Source organism: Weissella oryzae SG25 (assembly GCF_000691805.2).
Lineage (GTDB): Bacteria > Bacillota > Bacilli > Lactobacillales > Lactobacillaceae > Weissella > Weissella oryzae.
Genome location: NZ_DF820486.1, coordinates 94,000 through 118,435, shown reverse-complemented (window position 1 = coordinate 118,435; position 24,436 = coordinate 94,000). Strand labels below are relative to the sequence as shown.

Sequence of the window (24,436 nt, the reverse complement as noted above, 5' to 3'; positions counted from 1 at the left end):
AAATAAAAAAACCACACAAGTTCTGTCGACACAGAATGGTTGTGTGGTTTTGGCGATAGTCCCAAATCGGTCTGGGGTAGAAACGTCCGGCCATTCTCCGGATATATATCACGAAACTGTTTATATTATGCCGAGTATTATACTAGTAAATGGACTTGGACTGCAAGGGTATTTTTTAATAAAAAAATTTGTGGCGGTTGATAAATGTGTGCTATTCTATGAAAAACAATTTTATCGGAGGCTGCAAACATGAAAATGCTAGAAAATCGAATCGCTGCAGAGGGGCGCGTATTGGGGACTGATATTCTAAAAGTAGATGCTTTTTTGAATCATCAGATTGATCCAGTGTTGATGCAAGCGATTGGTAAAGAGATTGCGCGGCTATTTGATCATGATCGAATTGATAAAATTGTAACGGTTGAAACTTCGGGGATTGCACCAGCGGTTTTTGCTGCTGCTGAACTAGGGGTGCCATTGGTCTTTGCTAAGAAGAAGGCAGCAATTACAATGACTGATGAAAATTATATGGCAGATGTATATTCTTTTACCAAGAAGGAAACGAACCATATCATTATCGACAAGAAGTTCTTGAGTGCCGGTGAGCGGATTTTGCTAGTGGATGACTTTTTGGCAAATGGGCAGGCGATGAATGGCCTATTAGCAATTATGGATGCCGCCCAAGCAAGCGTTGTCGGTGCCGCAATTGTGATTGAAAAGGCCTTCCAACCAGGCCATGAAATCTTGGATGAACGTGGGATTCGGTTAGAATCATTGGCAAAAATTGCCGATTTTAAAGATGGCAAAGTAATCTTTGCATAGCATATTAGGGTGGTAAGAGATGAGAAGAAAGTTAATTGGAATTGACCTAGATTATACAACCTTAAATAATGCTGGTGAAGTTTCAGATAAGACGCGGGCAGTGCTGCAAGCCGCCCAAGCTGCTGGACATATTGTATCAATTGTGACTGGACGCCCAGCGCGTTTGGCAACGGGTATTTATGATTATATAGGCTTAAAATCACCAATGATTAATTTCAACGGTGGTTTGGGTCATAAGCCCCATGAAAATTGGGAATATGAGTATTCTAAATTAATTAATCATGACCTTGCCTTTGATATTTTTGATCAAGCCGCCGACCTAGGGATTGATTTACTAGCGGCTGAAAATAAAAACCATGCTTGGTCTGCGACAACGGGCTTAAGGCCAGTGGGTGAGTTAGCATTTTTTCCAAGTGACCGCGATCAATTACATCAACTGAATAAACAGAATCTACGTGAAGATGTCAACGCAATTATTTTACATGGTGAAAATCCAGTACAGATGCAGGCCGCCCAAGCATTTTTGCAAGCGCGTTACGGTAATGAAGCCATTACGGTAAAAACCTGGGGTGACCAGCATGTAGTTGAAGTGTCGGCGGCCGGTATATCAAAGACGACCGGCCTAGAGTATTTACGAAAGCACTATGATATTGATCCCGATGATGTCTACGCTTTTGGCGACGAAATGAATGATTTTGAAATGATTGAGTATGCTAAGCATGGGATTGTAATGGCTAATGGTAATCCAGCTTTGAAAAAAATTGCTAATGATATTACTGAATATAGCAATGAAGCCGATGGATTAGCCCGTTATTTGGAACAAGCTTTGGCCTTGTAAGACGGTATCTATTGGTGGTTGGTAAAGCGTAAGCTCACTGAAAGGATAGTAAAATCAGATGATTTTACTATCCTTTTTTTGTGGCTAATTAACTAGATTAAATTCTCTTTTGATAAAAGCTTTTTTTAAAGGCTGGTGAATGCTAGAATTGATAGCAGTATGTATTTAAGATAAGGAGTATGTTGGCTATGATTGAGCAATTACCAGCGGCTTTTAAAGAACGCTATCAAGCGTTATTAGGCTCAGAATATTCAGCTTTTTTGGCTGCCTATGAAAAACCGATTAGTAAGGCTTTTCGGCTTAACCCACTAAAAGCTAACGTAACCCTCTATGATACACAGGTGACGGGAACGGTGCCTTGGAGTCGGTTTGGCCGTTTGGGAGCGGTTAATGGGCATTCAGTTGATCATACAAATGGGGTGATTTATTCACAAGAACCATCTGCCCAATATGTTGGTGAAGTGGCGCAGCCAAAACCCGGTGAACGAGTTTTAGATTTAGCGGCAGCTCCAGGTGGAAAAACAACTCATCTGGCATCGTTTATGCAACAAGCGGGCTTATTAGTTTCAAATGAAATTTTTCGTAAACGGGCGCAAATTCTCAGTGAGAATGTTGAGCGTTTTGGGGTTCGAAATGCACTAGTAACTAATCATGCACCAGCCGAATTAGCCAAACATTTCCCCGCCTATTTTGATAAAATCATCCTAGATGCACCTTGCTCTGGGGAAGGGATGTTTCGTAAGGACCCAGCAGCAATTCAATACTGGCATCCAGGTTATCCAGCTGAAAATGCCAGTCGGCAAAGAGAAATTTTGCAAGCAACCTTGAAAATGCTAAAACCAGGTGGCGAGTTGATTTATTCAACTTGTACCTTTGCACCAGAAGAGGATGAGCAAATTATTGCTTGGTTGTTAAATGAATACCCAGCATTACAATTAATCCCGTTGGATAAACCAGCGCAGATTGATGACGGTCGTCCAGCTTGGGCGGATGGCAATCCAGTCTTAGCAGGAACTGCGCGGTTATTTCCACAACATCTCGATGGTGAAGGGCACTTCGTTGCAAAACTACGGTTAAGTCCTGATGCGGATAACGTCATTAAGGAACCAAAGTTAGCCCAAAGTAATTTAACCAAAGAACAACGGCGCCTTTGGGATGCCTTTAAGACAGTTAATATGCCAGACTATGATGAGCCGGTGCTCTTGGCCTTTGGTGATCAAATTTATGCTTTGCCAGTTGGTACCCCCGAATTAAAAGGGTTACAGGTACTACGCGCTGGGTTACATTTGGGAACTGTCAAGAAAAATCGGTTTGAACCTTCATTGGCCTTGGCATTAGCTTTTCATCCGGATGCTTTTACTAACCGTTATACGGTTGATCAAGATGAATGGGCAAAGTATGTGCATGGCGATACCTTTATGCTAAAAGATTTCAAGGACCAAAAATATGCAAATGGCTGGTACCTATTGGAAATTAATGGCAATGGGACCGGTTTTGGTAAGTTGGTTGACGGTCAGATGAAAAATTTCTACCCGAAGGGCTTACGGTTCCAAGTACGCGCAACGCAAAAGTCTTTGGCAGATGATATGTATTAGTTTGGCCAGGCGTCTAAGCTGATAGGACTAGTAGAATAAAATTTAAATTGATTTTGAAAGGAAAAATCATGGAAGAAGAAATGATTACCCGTGAAGAAGTTATGCACGTTGCCGGGTTAGCTAAGTTGGCATTAACGGATAACGATGCGGCAATGTTTACTGACCATTTGGAAAAGATTTTTGAAATGGTTAACATGCTAGGAGAAGTTGATACAAGTAATGTTCAACCAACTTTTTCAGTGACGGATATGGATACAGTGTTGCGTGATGATGTGGCAGTTCAAGCAAATCAAGCCGCTGAATTATTAGCAAATGCACCAGAACATACCGATAACCTGATTAAGGTGCCGGCAATTTTGGATGAAGGAGGTGAAGGTTAATGAATTTTTTGCATACAGATTTAACAACTTTGCATGAACAATTGTTGAACCGCGAAGTATCAGCAGTTGAGTTGACTAAAGCAACCTTAGCCAATATTGCAGCAACGGATAGTAAGTATGAAGCCTACATCACGACTATGGAGGATGAGGCAATTGAAACAGCCGCTGCGGTTGATGCAGCTGGAATTGATGCTAATAATCTTTTGTCAGGGATTCCTTATGGAATTAAGGACAATATTTTAACTAAGGGTGTTCAAACAACCGCGGCTTCACATATCCTAGAAGGATTTAAGCCGGTTTTTGATGCAACCGTTGTTGAGAAAATGCGTAAGGCCGGGGCGATTGGTGTTGGTAAGACCAATCTAGATGAATTTGCAATGGGTTCAACTGGTGAAACTTCTTACTATAAGACAACTAAAAATGCTTGGGACCAGACGAAGGTGCCTGGTGGGTCATCATCTGGTTCAGCGGTCACGGTTGGGGCCGGACAAGTACCATTTGCCCTTGGAACAGATACTGGTGGTTCAATTCGCCAACCAGCGGCTTTCAACGGAATTGTTGGAATGAAGCCATCTTATGGTCGCGTTTCGCGTTTTGGTGTTGTCGCATTTGCCTCATCTTTGGATCAGGTTGGTCAATTCACGCGGACAGTTAAAGATAATGCCGCTGTATTGTCTGCCTTAGCTGGCCAGGATGCAAATGACCAGACGACTTCAAATCGAGCCGTACCAGATTTCACGGCTTCTTTGAATGGCGATATTAAGGGTCTAAAAATTGCCGTACCAAAAGAATACTTTGGGGCTGGTGTTAACGCCGCTGTCAAAGACATTGTGCGTCAAGCCATTAATCAATTAGAAGCATTAGGGGCAATTGTGGATGAAGTTTCACTTCCCCATACTAAGTATGGAGTGGCTGCTTATTATATCCTAGGTTCAGCTGAAGCATCATCAAATTTGCAAAGATTTGATGGCATTCGCTATGGCTTTAGGGCTAAGGACGTTAAGACTTTGGAAGACCTTTATGTGCAAACACGTACACAAGGCTTTGGTGATGAAGTTAAACAACGGATTATGCTAGGTACTTATGCTTTGTCAGCTGGTGCTTATGAAAAATTCTTCAAGCAGGCCGCCCAAGTTCGAACTCTGATGAATCAAGATTTCGATAAAGTGTTTGCGGACTATGATTTGATTGTTGCACCAGCGACACCAAATGTCGCTTATGGCTTCGGTCAAAATGAAGATGATCCAGAAATCACTTACATGAATGACGTACTAACAATCCCAGTTAACATGGCTGGCTTGCCTGGTTTGTCAATCAATGCTGGTTTCAGTAACGGACTACCGGTTGGTATGCAGTTAATTGGTGACCGCTTTGCCGAGGAGACAGTCTATCGCGTGGCCTATGCCTTTGAACAAGCAACCCGATTGTTTGAACAAGTTCCAGGAGGTGATAAGTAATGGCAGTACCTAATTTTGAAACAACGATTGGATTAGAAGTCCACGTTGAAATGAAGACTAACTCTAAAGCAATGTCACCTTCGCCCGTTCAGTTCGGAGCAACGCCAAATGCTAACACCAATGTAATTGATTGGGGTTACCCAGGAGTATTACCGCAGGCCAACAAAGGAGCGTTGGATTATGGTATTCGAGCTGCTTTGGCACTAGGGGCAGAAATCCGACCAGTATTACATTGGGATCGAAAAAACTACTTCTATCCAGATAATCCTAAAGCTTACCAAATCACGCAACAATTTGAGCCATTGGCTTCAAATGGTCAACTAGAAATTGAAGTTGACGGTGAGAAAAAGCTAGTTGGTATCACCGAATTGCACGTTGAAGAGGATGCAGGTAAGAATACCCACGGTCATGATGGTTATTCTTATGTTGATTTGAACCGTCAGGGCACACCTTTGATTGAAATTGTTGGTGCCCCTGATTTACACACACCAGAAGAAGCTTATGCTTACCTTGAAGCTTTACGCCAAACAATTCAATTCTCTGGTGTATCAGACGTCAAGATGCAAGAAGGTTCAATGCGAGTTGATGCTAATATCTCAATTCGACCAATTGGGTCACAAGTACATGGTGAGCGCGTTGAGTTGAAAAACTTAAATTCATTAAACTATGTGCGTAAGGCTTTAGCCTATGAAGAGGAACGACAAGCAAAGATTTATTTGGCTGGTGGGGTTGTTAAGCAACAAACCCGTCGTTATGATTCAGCTAGCAATGTGACCGTTTTGATGCGGGAAAAGGAAACAGCCGATGATTATCGTTATTTCCCAGAACCAGACTTGGCACCGGTCCACATTAGTCAAGCTTGGATTGAGCAAGTGCGGACTGAATTACCAAAGTCAGCGCCAGCTCGTCGGGCTCACTATATCGATACCTTAGGGCTTGAACCATATGCCGCTGAAGTTTTGACACAAACTTTGGAAATGTCTGATTTCTTCGATGTAATGGTTGCGCAAGGGGCCGAACCAGTCCGTTCAGCTAATTATGTAATGGGTGAGGTCAATGCCTTTTTGAATGAAGCTCATCTTGATTTGCAAGAAACTAAGTTGCAACCAGAGAATTTAGCAGCCATGATTAAGATGATTGAAGATGGCACAATTTCAACTAAGATGGCTAAGCGCGTCTTTGTCGCTGTTACTAAGGGTGAGGACGCGGTAGCCTTCGTTGAAGAAAACGGCTTGAAGCAATTATCTGATCCAGCCACCTTAACGCCAATTATTACTGGAATTTTGGATAAGAACGAGCAATCAATTATTGATTTCCATAATGGTAAAGACCGGGCCGTTGGGGCCTTGGTCGGTCAAGTTATGAAACAAACTAAGGGTAATGCAAACCCTACAGTGGTTAATGAAATCTTGATGGCTGAGTTGCAAGCACGGAAGCCAGAATAAAAATAAGTATAAACTGAACTCATTTTTCAAGATAATCTAAAGGCAGCCATGCCAAGATAGGCATGCTCAAAGAACTATATTATTAGGTTCTTGGTGAGCTGACTCGATTATTTTGGGTTCAGATACATAGAAAAATTTTAGGAGGGTCCTCAAATGACACGTCGAGCACGCATCATTTATAATCCCACTTCAGGGCGTGAAGCCATTCGCCGAGATTTGGTAGATATTTTAAATGTATATGAAATGGCCGGCTATGAAACGAGTGCCTTTGCTACCACGGCCGAGCCAAAGTCTGCAGAAAAAGAAGCGCGCCGGGCGGCGGAGGCAGGCTTTGAGTTGTTAATTGCAGCTGGTGGTGATGGTACTATTAATGAAGTTGTTAATGGAATTGCGCCTTTAGCTACGCGCCCTCGTTTAGCGATTATTCCTTCTGGGACGACCAATGATTATGCACGGGCCTTGGCAATTCCACGTGATAATCCACTAGAAGCGGCGAAGTTAATTTTGGCCGGTCAGACCGCTAAAATGGATGTCGGTCGTGCAAATGATACTTACTTCATTAATATTGCAGCGGGTGGTTCATTGACTGAATTAACCTATCAAGTTCCATCAAAATTGAAGTCAATGTACGGTTATTTAGCTTACGTGGTTAAGGGAGCTGAGTTATTGACCCATGTCCAACCAATTGATGTGCGTATTGAGTACGATGAGGGGAGCTATGAGGGAACGGCCTCAATGTTCTTTTTGGCTTTGACCAATTCGGTTGGTGGTTTTGAGCAAATTGTGCCCGATGCACGTTTGGATGATGGTAAATTTACTTTATTAATTGTTAAAACAACTAAATTTTCTGATATGCTTGGCTTGATTGGTGAAGTCTTGGCCGGGGGTCGACATGTTGAAAATGAAAATTTGATTTACGTAAAATCAAAGCAGGTTAAGATTGAAGCTTTGAATGATTCAGCTAAAATTTCAATTAATCTTGATGGTGAGTATGGTGGCGATGTACCAATGGTCTTCCAAAATTATCAACAACATATTGAAATGGTTGCTAATATTGCTGGCATGGCAGATGATACACTGCTATCTGAGCCGTTAAAATTACCTGAATAGTCATTAAAAGTCGTGAAGCCGTATTTGAGGTTTTAGGACTTTTATTTTTGGTTTAAAAAATTGATTAACATTTGCTTGCTAGAGACAGAATTAACAATGGACGTGATGCGATTTATGATAGAATTAGGGTTAGATACGAAAATATAGAATAATCTTATAAATAAGGTGTATGTTATGGGTAAAGTAGAAACGTTACAACAGATTACGGCACGTTTGGATGAAAATTGGTGGCCAGCAAATACAGCAGGTAGCCGGATTGCCATGCTCCAAGAAATTTTACATTGGTTGGGTGACCCAGACTTACAGTCAAAGATTATTCATATTACGGGTACAAATGGTAAGGGTTCAACGGGTGTAATGACCGCCGATATTTTAATTGCCGCTGGCTACAAAGTTGGGCATTTTTCAACTCCAGCAATTATGGACGACCGTGAGATGGTGAGTGTTAATCATCAAATGATTGCCAAAGATACTTTTATGCGAATTTATGGGCATATAAAACAAGTAATTGAGGAACACGGTGGGCACCAAGATACTTTATCTGGACAAGAATGGTGGACGCTAGTTGCTTTATATTATTTTGCGGAAGTTGGCACTGATTTTGTAATCTTGGAAGCTGGTTGGGGCGGCATCAATGATGCAACCAATATGGTTACCAATCCGGTAATTATTGCGATTACTAAGATTAATGAAGATGACCTTGAGGAAAAAGAGGATTCAATCGCAGCAATTGCGAATGAAAAAGCAGAATTGATTAAGCCCGGAGCAATGGTTGTTAATTATCCAGGTCAGGCAATTGAAGTGTATAAAGTCCTTGAGGCTAAGGTCGCCGAAGTTGGGGCGTATTGGAATACTTTACCGCGGCCTAAAATTACCCTTCTATCTGGTAGCCCAAATGGCTTAAACGTTAATATTGATAATTTAGAAAATGTTCATTTAGGACTAACTGGGGCCTATCAAGTACATAATTTAAGTACAGTAATGCAAATTATCGACGTGTTGAAGAGCATGGATTGCCAAATTTCTGATGATGCAATTAAGCAAGGCTTAGCTGATGTGAAAATCCCTGGGCGGATGGAATACGATAAAGAACGGAATATTTTATATGATGGAGCCCACAATCCAGAGGGAATTCGGGCCTTAGTTGCTTCAATGCGTGCTTGGCATTTAGCTTTTAAGCCAACGGTGATTTTGGGCTTGCTAGAGAATTCAAATACCCAAGAAATTTTGGATGAACTCTTGCCCAATGTTGAGACGATTATTGCAGTAACACCTGAAGCACCAAGCTATAAGCATGTAATTTCTGCTGACGCTTTGGCAGCACGAATTGTGATGATGAGTAACGTTGATGTTGAAATTGCTGATGATCCTAGTGCCGCAATTCAGCTAGCACGGCGTGTTCGTGAATCATCACAAGCGATGATTATCGTAACCGGATCATTTTATACGTTACGAGCAATTCAAAGTGATGAAAGAATTTAAATTTGATGGGGGATTAACTCTTGAAATTAACTGCAGAGCAAATAAATAATCTTTTAACAACAGAAGGGCTTTTAGTAAGTAAGCCGGATTTTGCCGGGCAAGTTGATCAATTAGCCTATAATTCTAAAAAAGTAAAAAGTGGTAGTCTATTGTTTGTCAAAGGTGCCTTTAAAGCTGAATATTTAGCTGAGGCTGAGCAAAATGGTTTGACGGCGTTAGTTGTACCAGCAGATTTTGCATTATCAACTGAGTTACCAACCTGGGTTGTAGCTGATGTAGCTGCTGCAATGTCAATTTTGGCGATGGCTTATTACGATTATCCGCAAGAACAACTAAAGTTAATTGGCATTACTGGTACAAAGGGTAAGACATCGACAGCTTACATGGCTCATGAAATGTTAAAGATAGCTACAGATGAACGGGTTGCCCTCTCATCAACCTTAGAAGTAATCACCGGTAATCAGCCTGAAAACCATTATCGGGCACATCTAACAACCCCTGAGTCATTGGACCTTTTTGCTTGGATGCGAGAAGCCGTTGACAATGGTATGCAGGCAATGGTGATGGAGGTCTCTTCTCAGGCTTATAAGAAAGAAAGAGTTTATGGGCTTCGTTATGATGTGGGGATCTTTTTAAACATTAGCCCAGACCACGTTGGTGAAAATGAACACCCAACTTTTGCCGATTATTTAGAATGCAAGATGCAATTACTTGACCATTCAGATCAAGTAATTATTAATGTTGATTCAGACCATTTTACTGATTTGATTGAACGTGCTGAGCAGAGCCATCCCGGCGATGCAATTTGGTTGTACGGTCGTTTGGCTGATGATGGTAATCGTGCTGATTTAACCTACGCAACAGTGAATGCTGATTTACGGCGTTCAACTTTTGCCGTTTATGAGGATAATCAACAAGCGGGACGCTTAGGTATTGCAGGTGAATATGAATTAGATATTCCTGGTGATTTTAACCAAGGAAATGCCTTAGCTGCAATGATTGCCAGTCGTTTGATTGGAACAGACACCGCTGCAATGCATGAAGCACTAAATACAGTTAAAATTCCAGGCCGGATGGAGGTAATAACTTCTGCTGAGCATGGGACGGTATATGTTGATTATGCTCATAATTATGCATCAATTGCCGCTTTACTTAATTTTGCTAAGCAAAATAAGGCAGCTGGCAAATTACAGATTGTTGTCGGGGCTACAGGTAATAAAGGGGTGTCACGACGACCAGGGATTGGTAAAGCCGTTAATGCTTCGGCAGATGTGGTTTATTTAACCGCTGATGATCCGCAATATGAAGATCCAGCCGTAATTGCAGATGAAATTCAAGCTCACATCACTGATTCTAAAGTGACCGTTATTCGTGAAATGGATCGGACTGCGGCAATTACAATGGCAATTAATGCCGCTGGACCAGATGATGTAACCGTTTTGGCTGGTAAAGGAATGGATGAGTACCAGAAAATTAATGGGGTTGATACACCTTATGAAAATGACTTTGCAATTGCCCATCGTTTACTAGATTAATTTCAAAAAAATGAATAAAAATTCAAACACCTGTGCTATAATGAATAAAAAAACAGGGATTAGAAAATGATGAAAGATTCCAATAATTTTGCTATAATATAGCAACTTGCCGAATTTTGGCTATTAAATTGGAATAAGGGAGTTGTCATATCATGGCTAAAGAACCTGTTGAAAATACATCTGAATTTGACTTGGGAGATTTTGTTGCGGGCAAGAAGTTTGCAAATTTCGAACACGATTTTAAAGGGATTGTTGAACGGATTTATGAGCATTCTTTGCTAGTAAATATCACTGAGTTTGATCCAGAAGATACTGCAACAGTTAATGAATATAATCATCGTGCTGTTGTACGCATGTCAGAGACTAAAATCTTGATTAAGACTGATAATCCTGCTCCTCGCTTGAATGCTGAAGAAGCTGAGGAAGAGGAAGAAGCGATGCCTGCAGACTTGATTGAAGATGAAGACGACGATGAGGACGAAAAGGAAGAAGACTAATTATGGATTATAAGCAGAGTGTTGCAGATGCACTGACCACAATTGTGCCAGAGCTAGCAGCTGCCGATGTTTTGGCAAAAATTGAAGTACCTAAAGATTCAACAATGGGTGATTTTGCTTTCCCAACTTTTGTTTTGGCTAAAGCCCGTAAGATGGCACCACAACAAATTGCAGCAGAATTGGTAGCCCAAATTGACCAGACTGGTTTTAAGGCCGTTAAGGCAGCTGGTCCATATGTTAATTTCTTCTTGAATCAAGCAGACTTTGGGGCTGATGTTTTGCATACGGTCTTAACTAACAACGCTTATGGAAATAATGCTGATGGTCAGACTGGTCATATCACGATTGATATGTCTTCACCAAATATTGCTAAGCCAATGTCAATGGGCCACTTACGTTCAACAGTTATTGGAAATGCGATTGCCAACTTAGCTACGGCTAACGGCTACCAGCCAGTTAAGATTAACCATCTTGGTGATTGGGGTACGCAATTTGGAAAGTTGATGTCAGCCTACAAGCGCTGGGGTTCAAAAGAAGAAGTTACCAATGATCCAATCAATACATTAGTTAAGTATTATGTACGCTTCCATGAGGAAGCTAAGGAGAACCCTGAGCTTGATGATGAGGGTCGTGCATGGTTCAAGAAGCTAGAAGATGGTGATCAAGAAGCGCATGAGCTATGGTCATGGTTCCGTGATGAGTCTTTGAAGGAATTCATGGAAATTTACGACATGCTTGACATCAAGTTTGACTCATTTGCTGGTGAATCTTTCTATAACGACAAGATGGACGAAATCGTTGACATTTTGAAGGAAAAAGATTTGTTACATGAGTCAAAGGGTGCCATGGTCGTTGACCTTGATAAGTATGATTTGAATGTGGCCATGATTCAGCGGACCGATGGAGCAACTTTGTATATTACGCGTGACTTGGCGGCAGCTCTTTTCCGTAAGCGTAACTACGACTTTGTAAAGTCACTTTATGTTGTTGGTGGCGAACAAAGGAATCACTTTATGCAGCTTAAGGCTGTGCTTAAGGAGATGGGCTTTGAGTGGTCTGATGACATTGAGCACATCCAGTTTGGTCTAATCACGGTTGGCGGTAAGAAGTTGTCAACTCGTTCAGGCCGGATTATCCTGTTGAAGGAAGTTTTGAATGATTCAATTAGCTTAGCAGCTAAGCAAATTGAGGAGAAAAATCCAGACTTGCCTAATAAGGAAGTTGTCGCGCACGAAGTTGGAACCGGTGCGGTGGTCTTCCATGATTTGATGAATGAACGGATTGGTAACTTCGACTTTAACCTAGAAGACGTTGTGCGTTTTGAGGGTGATACTGGTCCTTATGTTCAATATACCAATGCCCGTGCACAATCTTTGTTGCGTAAAGCTGGTATGCCAGAATTAGATTTGACAAACTTGGCAATTGATGATGAAGCAGTTTGGGAAACTGAGAAACTCTTGGCAGACTATACTGAGGTTGTTCGTCGCGCTTGGCGTGATCGTGAGCCATCAATCATTGCTAAGTATGCTTTGAACTTAGCTCGTACGTTCAACAAGTACTATGCTAACTCAAAGATTTTGACCGAGGATGCTCAACTAAATGCACGTTTGGCTTTGGTACAATCAGTATCACAAGTTTTGACTAGTGCCTTAGATATTCTTGGGGTAAAAGCACCAAAAGAAATGTAATTTAATTAAAAGTAGTTCAAGCAAATTGAACTACTTTTTTTGTTGGTTAAACAAGTTTCACTTTAATCTTGCAAAGCTGTGCAACCAGAACGTAAAAAATGGGCTACAATAGTTAAAACAAGGCGCTTGGGGGTAAATATAGGTGGTAAAAAAAGTTTTAACGATTGCGGGTTCAGACCCGCTAGCAGCCGGCGGCCTACAGGCAGATTTAGCAACTTTTAGTGAGTATGGTCTATTTGGTTTAGCGGCAATTACTTCGATTGTTACAAATGTACAGCACGATTTTAAAATTTATCCGACTGAAGTCCAGCAACTTGATGAACAATTAGCGACAATCTTTGCCTTGCCGGATCTTGAGGGAATCAAGCTGGGCTTATTGCCAACGGTTGAATTGATTGAATTAGTTGGGCAGTACCTAAAGGAAAGCCCCACTAAGTTAGTCGTTTTTGATCCGGTTTTGATTTTTAAAGAAGCCAATCAACTTGATTTAGCTGATTTGGTACAAGCCATGCGTACAAATATTTTCCCCTATGCTGATGTAATTACACCTAATCTAAGTGAAGCAGCATTATTGGCTAATAGGCCAGTACCCACAACTCCGACCGGACTGTTGTCCTTGGCACAACAAATTCAAAGTGATTTTAATGGCAGTGTTGTGATAAAAGGCGGTAAACGGTTAGCTGGGACAGAAGCAATTGATTTGTTGTTAGATAGTGAACAAAATGTACATTATTTTGAGAAAACGATGTTAAACGCTGTGACTGTCAACGGTGCAGGCTGTACTTTTGCCGCTGCAATTACGGCTAACTTAAGTTTGGGGTTGAACTTATTAGGCGCAGTTGAAGACGCAAAGGACTTTGTCTATCAAGGGATTCAAGCTGGTGTTCCGATTGAAACAAATTTGGGGAATGTTTGGCAGGGTGCAAGGCGCTACAAGCAAAGATGAAAAGCTAACAAGAAGGGAACCTCCGGCAATGAAGCAGACTAAGATACGAATGATTAGTGAAGATGCAATTTTAATTGCTTTAACCGCCGCTTTGGGTTTTGTAATCAAAATTCCAGTGGGCGGTGGTATTTTTACCTTGGTTGATTTGATGATTTTTATAATTGCGCTAATTTATGGTCCGCGACGGGGACTATTAGTTGGCGGAATTGCAGCCTTTATGATTGACTTTTTATCTGGTTATCCACAATATATGTTTTTTTCCTTATTTATTCATGGTATTCAAGGTTATGTTGTTGGGAAATACGGTTGGCAGGCAAGGGGTTATAAGCGGTTGGGCGCAGTTATTTTAGGTGCATTTGTGATGCTAGTGGGCTATTTCATCGCTGATTTAATCTTATTAGGTCTAGGCGGTGCAATTGTTGATTTATTATCAACTAATTTTTTACAGGAAATATTAGGTGGTTTGGGCGCATTAATTTTGTATCCTAGTCTAAAACAAGTTATTGAGCGAATCGAGGTTTAATATTATGATAGTGGAACTTGAAAAAATTAAGGCTGATACCGCAGCAATTATAGATGATGTTTTGTTGCAGACTGGTATTAAAGCTGGTGAAATTTTTGTTGTTGGTTTTTCATCATCGGAAGTTGCTGGTGAAAAAATTGGGCAAGGCTCTTCTTTGGAAATTGGGCGAGCAGTTATGCAGGTAATCCATAGTAAGTTGACTGAGAAGGGAATTTATCTCGCTGTTCAAGCTTGCGAACATTTAAATCGCGCTTTATTGGTTGAACGTGAACTAGCTGAAAAAAAGGATTTAGAAATTGTAACCGTAGTACCCGCTTTACACGCCGGCGGTGCTGGACAGGTTGCTAGCTATGAACTAATGAATGACCCGGTCGAAGTTGAATTTATTGTAGCAAAAGCTGGCATTGATATTGGCGATACAGCGATTGGTATGCATGTTAAACATGTTCAAATTCCGGTTCGTCCAGCGATAAAAGAACTCGGTGCAGCCCATGTTACAGCTTTGACAAGTCGGCCTAAAAAAATTGGTGGGGAACGTGCCGTATATCGTTTTGAGATGCAAGCCTAAGGCAAAATTTTTTATGCAGTTGACCAGATGGTTGACTGCTTTTTTTTACTAAGTGCATAGTACAATAATTTTTAGTATTTACTTCTTAAAATAATAGATTTTGTATGATAATTTAAAGAGTGAACTTATTGTTAATTAGCTTGTGTATGGTGAAAACAGCGAGCATAATAATGGCATAAGCTTTTACCCCAGCTGAAAGAATGAGGATTATAAAATGACAAAAGTATTAGAGCTTGACCGGGTCAATAAATATTTTGGCAAGTTTCAGGCCTTGAAAGATGTTACATTTTCAATCAATCAGGGTGAAGTGTTTGGATTTTTGGGACCTAATGGTGCCGGAAAATCAACAACTTTGCGGACAATCTTGGGACTTTTGAAAGAAGATAGTGGCAGCATTAAAATTTTAGGTCAAGATGCACAAGCAAACGTCTTAGAAAGCCACCAGAAAATTGCCTACGTACCAGGCGACGTCTTTTTATGGCCGAATTTAACCGGTGGTGAAATCATTGATTTATTACTTCGCTTAGGTGGTCATCCACGGACAGATCGAACGGACGCCCTAATAAAAAAGTTTGAACTTGATCCTAAGAAAAAGGCCCGGACATATTCAAAGGGTAACCGGCAAAAGGTGGCTTTGATTGCTGCTTTTGCCGCGGATGCCGATTTATATATATTTGATGAGCCAACCTCAGGTTTGGATCCTTTACAGGAACGAAATTTTCAAGAAGAAGTATTGGCGCTAAAGACCGCTGGGAAAACGGTCTTGTTATCGTCACATATTTTATCGGAAGTTGAAAAATGGTTGACCGTGTTGCAATTATTCGGCAAGGTGCGATTGTTAAGATTGGTACGTTAGCAGAGATGCAGGAGCTTTCCGCATTGAATGTACAAGCCGTGTTGGCTGATGCGACTAATGCCGCTAAGTTTAGCCAAGAGGCACATTTTACGCAAAGTGGTAATAAAATTTCCTTTACGGTTAGCCATGAAGCACTTCCAACAGTTTTAGCTAGTTTGGGTCAAATGATGGTGCATGATTTACAGATTACACCACCAACATTAGAGGATATCTTCTTACAGTTTTATGTAGAAGACAAGGAGGTAGCCACGGATGATCAAGAATAACTTTCGTTGGCTATTACTAGCTGCCCTAAAACGTGACTTACGGGTCATTATTGTCTGGTTAATTGTGAATGTAATGATAATAATTTCTGGTGTATCAAAACTAGCAACGCTTTATAATACGCCTAGCGAAGTTGCTTCATTAAAATCGATGCTCAATTCACCAATGGTGGCGGCACTATTCGGCCGGTTGCCAGTTGGCCATCAGATGACGACGGCAATTTTATTTGCAGCTTTAATGATGGCGATGATGGGCGTCTTAGTGGCCTTAATGAACATTCAGCTTGCTACGCGGGGAACTCGCGGTGATGAGGATAGTGGGGCAACTGAATTGATACGTTCTAGGGCTGTTAAAGCAACCCAACCTGTCTTGGTAGTGATTACTGAGCTAATCATTGTAAACGGCTTGTTAGCTGTCCTAATTTTTGCCGGTTCAATGTTAATTCAGATGAATGGTGCTAACTTAATAGGCTATGCCTTGTTTGCTTTGGCCTTAGCTATTTTTGGGTTAATGTTTGGGGCAATCACAGTTCTAGCAGCACAACTTTTTGCAGATGCAAGAGCAACGGCTTTTACCCTCTACGGATTGTTGGTTTTGACTTATGGGTTACGTAGTGTAATTGATGGCGCAAGTCATTACCCAAGTTGGCACTATTTATCACCCTTTAATTGGCTAGAAGACATGCAGATTTTTGCGCAAAACAATTTGAGCTATCTGTGGCCGATGATAATTGTTATCTTGCTAATGTTTACGACAAGTTATTACTTGATTAGTCGGCGTGACTTAGGTGCAGGCTTTTGGCAATTTAACGGACATGGGCGCCAAAGAGCTAGTTTTGCTCTACGCAGTTATGTAACACTTTTTATTCGCTTAGAGCAAAAAGTAGTTTGGGGCTGGACTTTGGGCTTGGTGTTTTTAGGTGTAATGTATGGTGGCCTCTTTGTGCAGGTGGGTAAGATGGTGGACACGTCGCCTGAGTTACAACAAATTATGGGCTTAAAAGTATTGCATCAAATGCAAAACAAAGTTTATGAGTCATTTTTGGCAATGATTATTGTTTTTATGGCAGCGATGGTAATTTTTGCTGCTTTAATGGTAATGCAAAGGCAGAATAAAGATGCTCATTCAGGGGCTTATGATTTACTTAGTGGAACTAGAGTTACGCGTAGACGCCTATTTTTGACATATACAATTGGCGGTTTGTTCACGGCACTATTGACTTGGACGATTGGGATTTTAACCCTTTGGTTTGCAGCCCGTCAGAGTGTCGGTGATGCTTTGCCTCATGCAATGTTTATTAAAGCACTCTTTGGCTATATGCCAACGATTGTTGTAGCAGTTGGCATAATTGCCCTAGTTATAGGTTGGTTCCCCAAAATAATTGGTGCTCTGTATGGCTATTTTGGTATTTTCTTTTTATTAACTTATATGAAAGAAATGTTCCATATTCCACTAGGTTTGCTAAAATTAGCGCCTTTTGGTTGGACTTATCAGCTGCCAGTTGTAACAGTGAAAACAGGAACTTTACTTGGTTTAATTGGCGTGGCTGTCTGCTTAATGGTATTTGGCTATATTGGTTATCGCCGGCGTGATTTAGTTTAGGAAAAAATATTATTAGTCCGTAAGTTTTGGTAAGCAAGAGGATCCTTTTGGAAAAAGGTTGGTTCTGTGCTATGCTCAATTCTGCGGACTTTTATTCGTTTTTAACATTTTTAATATGAATTAAGAAAAAGTTAAATAAATTGGTTATAATATACATAGTGGTAACGGTATTAATTTACGGGGGTTATTAAATGGCACTGCGCAAAAAAGAACGACAAGCATTAATTTTAGAATTAATTGAGGAGCGTGTAATTGACTCACAAGAAGAATTAATGCAACACCTTGAACAAGCTGGCGTGGAAGTAACTCAGGCAACAGTTTCACGTGACATTAAGGAGTTGTTGATTATTCGACGACCAGATAGTCAAGGACGAAATCGTTATCAGTTAATGGCCTTTGATGGAAATACAAATGATGATAATGATCGTTTAGCCAGTCTATATAGTGACTTGGTACAAAGTATGCAACGAGTTGAATTTATGATTGTAATCAAGACTCTACCTGGCTATGGTAATCGCTTGGGTGCGGCCTTAGACGATGAAGAAATGGATGACTTATTAGGTACCTTGGCCGGGCATGACACGATTTATGTTACAGCACCATCAGTTGATGCGGCGAGCCGGCTTGAAGCGTTATTTAATAGTTGGCAATAGGATACTCTATGAAAGCAAATAAAAATATCTTTAAACGATGGTGGGCTTGGCATAAAGGTCGGGTTGCTCCTTGGTTTGCTAAGCATGTGCAACCATGGTGGCATCGTTTTCAAATTACACGTTGGTTAGTAGTCTTACTACTAGCTATTTTTTTAACGATTAGTGCCTTGGGTACACTAGAGGCGAAAACAACTGATGTACGTGATTTGATGAGCCAGTTAAAAACCCCTACGACAGTTTATGATAGTGATGGTAATAAAGCAGGCTCGATTGCTGGTCAAAAGGGTGATTATATTAATTACAACAAAATTTCACCAAATGTGGTTAGCGCTTTATTGGCAACTGAGGATCGAAATTTTTACCATGAACCTGGGTTTTCAGTTAAGGGAATGACCCGAGGGCTACTTACGACGATTTGGTATCGAATTCGCGGAGTTAATGCGGCAGCTGGTGGTTCAACAATTACCCAGCAGTTGGTTAAAAATGCCTTTCTAACGCAAAATCAGAGCATAACGCGGAAGGTACGTGAATTATTCTTAGCCATTCAGGTGGAAAAAGTTTACAGTAAAAATGATATTTTGACGATGTATCTAAATTCAGCCTACTTTGGTGAGGACGTATGGGGGATTCAGGATGCTGCGCAGAAGTATTTTGGAGTTAATGCTGCTGATTTGACGGTTAATCAAGCAGCGATGCTGGTCGGGATGTTGCAATCGCCAAATGGTTATAATCCCTTCAATAATCCAAGTGGTACTTTGGCCCGGCGAAATCAAGTTATTACTAATATGGTCAACGACAAAAAGTTGGCAGCTAATCAGGCGAATGCTTTTAAAGCAACTGAATTAGGGGCTGAAAAGCATGATATTAGTAATAATGGCTATAAGTATCCTTATTATTTTGATGCGGTGCTTGAAGAAGCAACGGCAAAGTATGGTATTTCGCAGACTGATTTACTGAATAACGGGTATCGAATTTACACGACTTTGAATCAAAAAGATCAGAGTAATGTACAGACGGCCTTCGCTGATAGTGCGCTGAATCCAATTGGCGAAAATTCGCAAGCAGCAAGTGTGGTCTTAGATGCACGGACAGGTGGTGTGCGTGCTGTGGTTGGTGGTCGTGGTGAACACGTATTTTTGGGGTTGAACCGAGCAACGCAGTCTTATCGGCAACCAGGTTCAACCATTAAACCAATTGTTGACTATGCACCATCTTTAAGTCGTGGCTTTAGCTATGATTCAATGCTAAAGAATGAACCGATGACCTTTGGAACTGATAATTATGCACCAACCAATGCTAGCAATTATGTTTCTGGTCCCGTACCGATGTATAAAGCAATTGAGTATTCTTATAATATCCCAGCAGTTTGGATTTTAGACCAGATTGGGGTGCAAGCTGGTTATGATGCCGGTATTAAAGCTGGCTTACCGCTAACCAAGAAAGATAAGAACTTATCAATGGCAATTGGTGGTCTAACTAAGGGTGTGACACCATTACAATTAGCACAAGCCTATACTAGTTTTGCAAATGGTGGCGTAATGTCTAATGCGCACTTTATCACTAAAATTGTCGATTCTTCAGGTAAAGAGGTAGCTAGCTACCAGCCTAAGCAAACACGCCTTTGGTCAAATAAAGTTGCCAATGAAATGACGCAGATGATGCTAGGAGTCTATACTTATGGAACGGGTGCCAGCGCTAAGCCGGCCGGTTATACGGTTGCGGGTAAGACTGGAACCACCGAGGTAGCGGCTGATGAAAATACTGCTGCAGCAACTGATTCTTGGGCAGTAGCCTATACTCCGGATATTGTTGATGTTACTTGGGGTGGTTTAGATAATACCTCAGGAAGTGATTATATTTCACCGTACTTGGCAAAGACGGTTGGTCCATTGATGAAGGCGGAATTGACCGATATTCTACCAAATACAGCACAGACGAAATTTGGTGTACAAAGTGTCGAAACAACCTTGGCTAATCAAGCTCTAGGCACTAATAGTGCTAACGGTACTAGTAGTAGTACAAGTTCAGGCTCTACCAATGATTTGATGCAAAACTTCAAAAGTGCGGTTACATCTACTTGGGACAATATTACTAAGGGTGCGAATAATATCGTGCAGGGAATCTTTGGCAATTAGACCTTTAAATATGCGATAATTAAGAAAAAGGATGGTACGATGATGATTAATATTTACGATACAATTAACAAGCTACAAAGCGAATTGGTTGAGACTGCTCAGTATAAGACACTACGTGATGCTTTTACTGCTGTGCAAGCTGATGCAGCAGCAACTGAGGTTTTTAGTCGCTTCCAAGTTGCGCAAGCTGACATTAACCAAACAATGCAAGCTGGTCAAGAGCCAAATGAAGAGCAAATTAAAAATTGGCAAGCAGTTGCAACACAAATGGATGCAATTGAGCCATTGAAAAATTTGATGCAAGCAGAGCAAGCTTTAAATGCACTGTTAGTTGAAATTAATGATATTGTTACTAAGCCAATCGCTGATTTGTATGCAGCAAAGTAATTTAGTTTAGCAACTCTAAAAAAGCTAAGCCAGCGTTGATTATGCACGCAGGCTTAGCTTTTTTTACAAACACACACAGATGGTTCGGTTACTTTGACAAGGATATGTTTTAAACGCTTAAGTTTGAGTATACTTAGATTAGGTTTACTAACACATTTAAACCGATTAACTAGTTGAAAGTTATAAGAAAAAGCATATGAACTGAAGGAGTATTAAGGATGAAATTCATTCATGCGGGCGATATTCACTTGGGTAATCCCTTTGTAGGCCTAAGGAATATTCCAAATTGGGCCCAAAATTTAATACAAGAAGCTGGTAATACAGCATTTCAACGCCTAGTGGCAGATGCAATTGCTGAAGACGTTGATTTTGTCATACTACCCGGGGACCTTTTTGATGGGGGAAGCCTCGATGCACAAGTTATTTTAACGGCTTTAAATGCCTTTGAAGAATTAAAAGCTGCAAAAATTCAAGTGGTTCTAGTTTATGGGAATCATGATTTTATGGTTGGACAAAAGAGGGACTTGCCTTGGCCAGATAATGTATTTGTTTTGGCTAAGGGAGAAGTTGAAAGCCGACAATTAATGAGTAAGCATGGTGAACTAGTCACTTTTTCAGGCTTTTCTTACGGGCAACAACATATTAATGCAGATATGCTTAGTCAATTTCCAAGTCGCAATCAAGCTAGTAAATATCATATTGGCTTGTATCATGGCGAACTGGGTCAGCCAGGACAGGGTGATTATGCCCCGTTTAGTTTAACTGCGATGAACAGTAAGCACTATGATTACTGGGCCTTAGGCCATATTCATGTACGGCAAACTTTACAAGAACAGCCATTCATTGGTTATTCTGGTAATCTCCAGGGCTTGAATAAAAATGAGACTGGACATAAGGGTTATTACTTGGTTGATGATGCGAGTGGACAATTGCAAGGTCGATTTATTGATGTGGCGCCAGTTGTTTGGTTACAAGAAAAGCTTATCTTACCAGCAAATTTGGCTGTGAATGACTTAAGTAATTATATTCGGCAACATGTACAAGGCGATAATGATAATTTTGCACTGATTACCCTTGCTTTAAGTAGTAATGATGAAAGGATTCAATCGTTACTAGCAAATGGTCAATTACAGGCGCAATTAATGCAAGACTCACGGACGCAAGACCAATGGTATATCTGGGAATTGACCTACTTAGCTGCAAAGATAGAAGATCAATTACCTCAGCTAGCGCAGGCCGATTGGCAAACTAGTGTCGCAGCAGTGTTTACTTTGGATAATCTACAAGCGTTGGGGTTAAAACAGGTTGTTGATAGTGAGCTGTTACATGAGTTTTTACAAGCGGAAAAATTACAGGAACTACAAACAGCGGTTAGTTTGAAAATACAAACACTAGCACGAGGTGAGGGTAGCGATGAAAATTGAAAAAGCAATTATTGAGGGCTTTGGTCAGTGGACCCAACGTGAATTTGATTTTACAGAGGGCTTCAATGTGATTTATGGTTTAAATGCCGCTGGCAAGACGACTCTACATCAATTTATAGTAGCTATGTTATACGGATTTCCGCAAAAGCGTGGGAACCGTGTTAATACCTATCAACAAAGCCAGCAAGCAATCTACGGTGGTCATTTAATTTTTATCCATGAAGGCCAACGGTATCAATTAACGCGGTTAGGTCGTACACAAAGTGAGTTATCAATTCATCTGCTGGCAAACCAGCAAGAATTGGCAGCTCCGGAGCAGTTATTAGCTGAAGTTTTAGGACCAATTGACCGTGAAACTTTTGAAGCGGTTTTTTCATTTAATCAAACCGATTTATTAGCGGTTTTTTCTTTGAAACCAGATGATTTTGCTAAGCGACTAGGCCAATTGGCAGTACCTGGTAGTGAGAAATGGGCGCAAAAAGCTGATGATTTAGAGCAAGCAGCGAGCAATGTTTTAGGAGCCACCAAACTTGCTAAGCGACCATTAAATCAATTACTTAAGGCGATTTCAAAGCAAGCGGACCTAGTTCAGGACTTATTAGATAAACAACCATTAGTAGCGGACTTATTGGCAGAACAAACAAAGATTAATCAACAGATTACACAGCTCAAATCACTCCAAAACACTGAACGGCAAAATGAACATTTATTATTAGAACAACAACAAATTCAGCCACTGCTGGCACGATTGGATGAAATAGAGCGGCAATTAGCGCAATTGCCAGTAGCGCTTGATCAACAACTTTTAAATGAATACGATGGTTTAATGGCACAGATTAGTTTGCAAGAAGCTAATGCTAGTCCTGACATGACTTTAGCGAGTGACACCGAATTAAGTCAAGCCAGGCGGTTTGTCGAGCAACTCGCAATCAATGACCGTGAACAAAAGTTATTAGTTGAACGCCAGTTAGATTTGCAGGCTGAGCGCCAACATATTTTAAGTCAACATGGGTGGTCACAGCAGCAAAAAACTGATAAGCAACCGATTGCAGCCCCAAACCAAAAACAAACCTATTTATTTTTAGGCTTGGGAATTTTTGCAGCAATTGCGGCAATTTTTGCCTTTGGCCTTAAGCAGGCTGCTTTAGCAGGCCTATTTTTGGTACTTGCCTTGGCGTTACTAGGCTTGCAATGGCGAAAGCTACAACAGCAACCAGACAAGCCAATAACAACAGTAACGTCTGAGTCAACTGACCGTCAACATCTTGAACATTTGGATGAAAATATTGCAAAAACCAACCAACAATTACAAGCCTTGATGCCCGAAATGGCACAACTAAAAGAGCAATTAGGCCATTTAGTGCAAGGAACTAAATTAACTGATTACCAGCAGAATTTAGCTGAACTACAAGCTAGACGTGCCAGTCAAAATCAACACCGTACAGTTTTGGGTCAACTTAAAGGTCAACAGCTTACTTTGCTGGCCCAATTAGGCGCTAAGGATAGTACTGATTTAACCGTTAAACGTCAAGCTGACCAACAAAGACAGGTATTATTACAAGAGCAACAAGCTTTGAACACGCAACTGGGCTCAGTCGATCCTAAGACTTTGCAGATTGGTAATAAATACCCTGAGTTAAATGCCACGGAACTAGCAGCCCAGTTAGCTGAGCAACAGCAACAATTAGCAACAATTGCAGTTCGCTTAGAACGATTGGCAAATGACAATCAAGTGCAACAAGCTAAGCAGCATTTAGCCGATTTACGAGCCCAAGCTAGTCATGAATTAACAGCGGTACTAGTTGACCGGCTGGCGGCTCAATGGATTAATCAGACCCTAACCTTAACGATTGCAGATCGATTACCAACCATGTTAGAAAAAAGCCAAGAATATTTAGCATATTTAACGGCTAATCGCTATCAAAAATTGGTTACATCGGGCAAACTTTTACAAGTGCAAAATCAGGCTGGACAGCTGTTGAGCGTAACTGAATTGTCTAAGGGTACAGCCGAACAATTGTATGTAGCAATGCGTTTAGCCTTTAGCCAGGTAATTGCCACAAGCTTTACTTTACCGCTATTAATTGATGATGCTTTTGTAGATTTTGATGATGAACGTTATGGGCGTATGATTAACTTATTGAGTAAATTAGGTCAAACTCAGCAGATTCTTTACTTTACGATTAAAAAGCCTAATTATGTTGCCAATATAATTAATTTGATGGAGTAAGT

General features: G+C 40.8%; 20 protein-coding genes, 1 pseudogene and 1 riboswitch. All 21 genes and pseudogenes read left to right on the top strand.

Translation table 11 applies throughout. The annotated features are described in order from the left end of the window. Positions 1-36: 36 nt before the first annotated feature. Positions 37-131: riboswitch (purine riboswitch) on the bottom strand. Between the two features lie 118 nt (positions 132-249). After that, positions 250-819, top strand: coding sequence for a xanthine phosphoribosyltransferase (locus tag TT13_RS03010; RefSeq protein WP_027698616.1), 570 nt, complete (start codon positions 250-252; stop codon positions 817-819). A gap of 19 nt (positions 820-838) precedes the next feature. Beyond that, positions 839-1,657, top strand: coding sequence for a Cof-type HAD-IIB family hydrolase (locus TT13_RS03005; protein WP_027698615.1), 819 nt, complete (start codon positions 839-841; stop codon positions 1,655-1,657). 191 nt (positions 1,658-1,848) lie between these two features. After that, on the top strand, positions 1,849-3,252 hold the full coding sequence (locus TT13_RS03000; RefSeq protein ID WP_027698614.1) for an RsmF rRNA methyltransferase first C-terminal domain-containing protein: 1,404 nt from the start codon (positions 1,849-1,851) through the stop codon (positions 3,250-3,252). A 68-nt stretch (positions 3,253-3,320) separates the two neighbouring features. Then, positions 3,321-3,632, top strand: coding sequence for an Asp-tRNA(Asn)/Glu-tRNA(Gln) amidotransferase subunit GatC (gatC, locus tag TT13_RS02995; protein WP_027698613.1), 312 nt, complete (start codon positions 3,321-3,323; stop codon positions 3,630-3,632). Beyond that, positions 3,632-5,089 carry an Asp-tRNA(Asn)/Glu-tRNA(Gln) amidotransferase subunit GatA gene (gatA, locus tag TT13_RS02990; protein ID WP_027698612.1) on the top strand — a complete coding sequence of 486 codons (1,458 nt, stop codon included), beginning with the start codon at positions 3,632-3,634 and terminating at the stop codon, positions 5,087-5,089. The genes gatC and gatA overlap by 1 nt, the downstream gene beginning before the upstream one ends. After that, on the top strand, positions 5,089-6,534 hold the full coding sequence (gatB, locus tag TT13_RS02985) for an Asp-tRNA(Asn)/Glu-tRNA(Gln) amidotransferase subunit GatB (RefSeq protein WP_027698611.1): 1,446 nt from the start codon (positions 5,089-5,091) through the stop codon (positions 6,532-6,534). The genes gatA and gatB overlap by 1 nt, the downstream gene beginning before the upstream one ends. Before the next feature lie 153 nt (positions 6,535-6,687). After that, positions 6,688-7,644 carry a diacylglycerol kinase gene (locus TT13_RS02980; RefSeq protein ID WP_045476502.1) on the top strand — a complete coding sequence of 319 codons (957 nt, stop codon included), beginning with the start codon at positions 6,688-6,690 and terminating at the stop codon, positions 7,642-7,644. Positions 7,645-7,818: 174 nt separating this feature from the next. Further along, positions 7,819-9,126 carry a bifunctional folylpolyglutamate synthase/dihydrofolate synthase gene (locus TT13_RS02975; RefSeq protein ID WP_027698610.1) on the top strand — a complete coding sequence of 436 codons (1,308 nt, stop codon included), beginning with the start codon at positions 7,819-7,821 and terminating at the stop codon, positions 9,124-9,126. 20 nt (positions 9,127-9,146) lie between these two features. Beyond that, complete coding sequence (gene murE, locus TT13_RS02970) at positions 9,147-10,661, top strand: UDP-N-acetylmuramyl-tripeptide synthetase (RefSeq protein WP_027698609.1); 1,515 nt, start codon at positions 9,147-9,149, stop codon at positions 10,659-10,661. Between the two features lie 152 nt (positions 10,662-10,813). Next, positions 10,814-11,158 (top strand): hypothetical protein, encoded by a 345-nt coding sequence (locus TT13_RS02965; RefSeq protein WP_027698608.1) that lies wholly within the window; start codon positions 10,814-10,816, stop codon positions 11,156-11,158. Positions 11,159-11,160: 2 nt separating this feature from the next. Next, a complete protein-coding gene (gene argS, locus TT13_RS02960) occupies positions 11,161-12,846 on the top strand; it encodes an arginine--tRNA ligase (RefSeq protein ID WP_027698607.1) in 1,686 nt (561 codons plus the stop codon). A gap of 142 nt (positions 12,847-12,988) precedes the next feature. After that, positions 12,989-13,792: a hydroxymethylpyrimidine/phosphomethylpyrimidine kinase gene (locus TT13_RS02955; protein ID WP_027698606.1), complete on the top strand. Its 804-nt coding sequence runs from the start codon at positions 12,989-12,991 to the stop codon at positions 13,790-13,792. Between the two features lie 28 nt (positions 13,793-13,820). Further along, positions 13,821-14,315: an ECF transporter S component gene (locus TT13_RS02950; protein WP_027698605.1), complete on the top strand. Its 495-nt coding sequence runs from the start codon at positions 13,821-13,823 to the stop codon at positions 14,313-14,315. A gap of 10 nt (positions 14,316-14,325) precedes the next feature. Beyond that, positions 14,326-14,883 (top strand): TIGR01440 family protein, encoded by a 558-nt coding sequence (locus TT13_RS02945; protein ID WP_027698604.1) that lies wholly within the window; start codon positions 14,326-14,328, stop codon positions 14,881-14,883. 214 nt (positions 14,884-15,097) lie between these two features. Then, positions 15,098-16,005 (top strand): annotated as a pseudogene (locus TT13_RS02940) (ABC transporter ATP-binding protein). Continuing rightward, positions 15,992-17,605 carry an ABC transporter permease gene (locus TT13_RS02935; RefSeq protein ID WP_027698603.1) on the top strand — a complete coding sequence of 538 codons (1,614 nt, stop codon included), beginning with the start codon at positions 15,992-15,994 and terminating at the stop codon, positions 17,603-17,605. Before TT13_RS02940 ends, TT13_RS02935 begins: the two are co-directional and overlap by 14 nt. A 191-nt stretch (positions 17,606-17,796) precedes the next feature. Then, positions 17,797-18,258: an arginine repressor gene (gene argR, locus TT13_RS02930; RefSeq protein ID WP_045476499.1), complete on the top strand. Its 462-nt coding sequence runs from the start codon at positions 17,797-17,799 to the stop codon at positions 18,256-18,258. 8 nt (positions 18,259-18,266) lie between these two features. Next, positions 18,267-20,393: a PBP1A family penicillin-binding protein gene (locus TT13_RS02925; protein WP_082816169.1), complete on the top strand. Its 2,127-nt coding sequence runs from the start codon at positions 18,267-18,269 to the stop codon at positions 20,391-20,393. A gap of 39 nt (positions 20,394-20,432) precedes the next feature. Further along, the gene (locus tag TT13_RS02920; RefSeq protein ID WP_027698601.1) at positions 20,433-20,780 is read left to right on the top strand and encodes a YlbF family regulator; all 348 of its coding nucleotides are present in this window, start codon (positions 20,433-20,435) and stop codon (positions 20,778-20,780) included. Between the two features lie 218 nt (positions 20,781-20,998). Next, positions 20,999-22,204, top strand: a complete 1,206-nt coding sequence (locus tag TT13_RS02915; RefSeq protein ID WP_027698600.1) for a metallophosphoesterase family protein — start codon at positions 20,999-21,001, stop codon at positions 22,202-22,204. Beyond that, on the top strand, positions 22,194-24,434 hold the full coding sequence (locus tag TT13_RS02910; protein ID WP_027698599.1) for an ATP-binding protein: 2,241 nt from the start codon (positions 22,194-22,196) through the stop codon (positions 24,432-24,434). Before TT13_RS02915 ends, TT13_RS02910 begins: the two co-directional genes overlap by 11 nt. Positions 24,435-24,436: the final 2 nt, after the last annotated feature.

Bases quoted from the DNA above. Each gene is read 5' to 3' on its own strand.
- gatA (WP_027698612.1), top strand. From the start codon at position 3,632: ATGAATTTTTTGCATACAGATTTAACAACTTTGCATGAACAATTGTTG.
- TT13_RS02975 (WP_027698610.1), top strand. From the start codon at position 7,819: ATGGGTAAAGTAGAAACGTTACAACAGATTACGGCACGTTTGGATGAA.
- gatB (WP_027698611.1), top strand. From the start codon at position 5,089: ATGGCAGTACCTAATTTTGAAACAACGATTGGATTAGAAGTCCACGTT.
- TT13_RS03005 (WP_027698615.1), top strand. From the start codon at position 839: ATGAGAAGAAAGTTAATTGGAATTGACCTAGATTATACAACCTTAAAT.
- TT13_RS02910 (WP_027698599.1), top strand. From the start codon at position 22,194: ATGAAAATTGAAAAAGCAATTATTGAGGGCTTTGGTCAGTGGACCCAA.
- TT13_RS02935 (WP_027698603.1), top strand. From the start codon at position 15,992: ATGATCAAGAATAACTTTCGTTGGCTATTACTAGCTGCCCTAAAACGT.
- TT13_RS03010 (WP_027698616.1), top strand. From the start codon at position 250: ATGAAAATGCTAGAAAATCGAATCGCTGCAGAGGGGCGCGTATTGGGG.
- TT13_RS02920 (WP_027698601.1), top strand. From the start codon at position 20,433: ATGATGATTAATATTTACGATACAATTAACAAGCTACAAAGCGAATTG.
- TT13_RS02915 (WP_027698600.1), top strand. From the start codon at position 20,999: ATGAAATTCATTCATGCGGGCGATATTCACTTGGGTAATCCCTTTGTA.
- TT13_RS02925 (WP_082816169.1), top strand. From the start codon at position 18,267: ATGAAAGCAAATAAAAATATCTTTAAACGATGGTGGGCTTGGCATAAA.
- TT13_RS02980 (WP_045476502.1), top strand. From the start codon at position 6,688: ATGACACGTCGAGCACGCATCATTTATAATCCCACTTCAGGGCGTGAA.
- argR (WP_045476499.1), top strand. From the start codon at position 17,797: ATGGCACTGCGCAAAAAAGAACGACAAGCATTAATTTTAGAATTAATT.
- argS (WP_027698607.1), top strand. From the start codon at position 11,161: ATGGATTATAAGCAGAGTGTTGCAGATGCACTGACCACAATTGTGCCA.
- gatC (WP_027698613.1), top strand. From the start codon at position 3,321: ATGGAAGAAGAAATGATTACCCGTGAAGAAGTTATGCACGTTGCCGGG.
- TT13_RS02965 (WP_027698608.1), top strand. From the start codon at position 10,814: ATGGCTAAAGAACCTGTTGAAAATACATCTGAATTTGACTTGGGAGAT.
- TT13_RS02950 (WP_027698605.1), top strand. From the start codon at position 13,821: ATGAAGCAGACTAAGATACGAATGATTAGTGAAGATGCAATTTTAATT.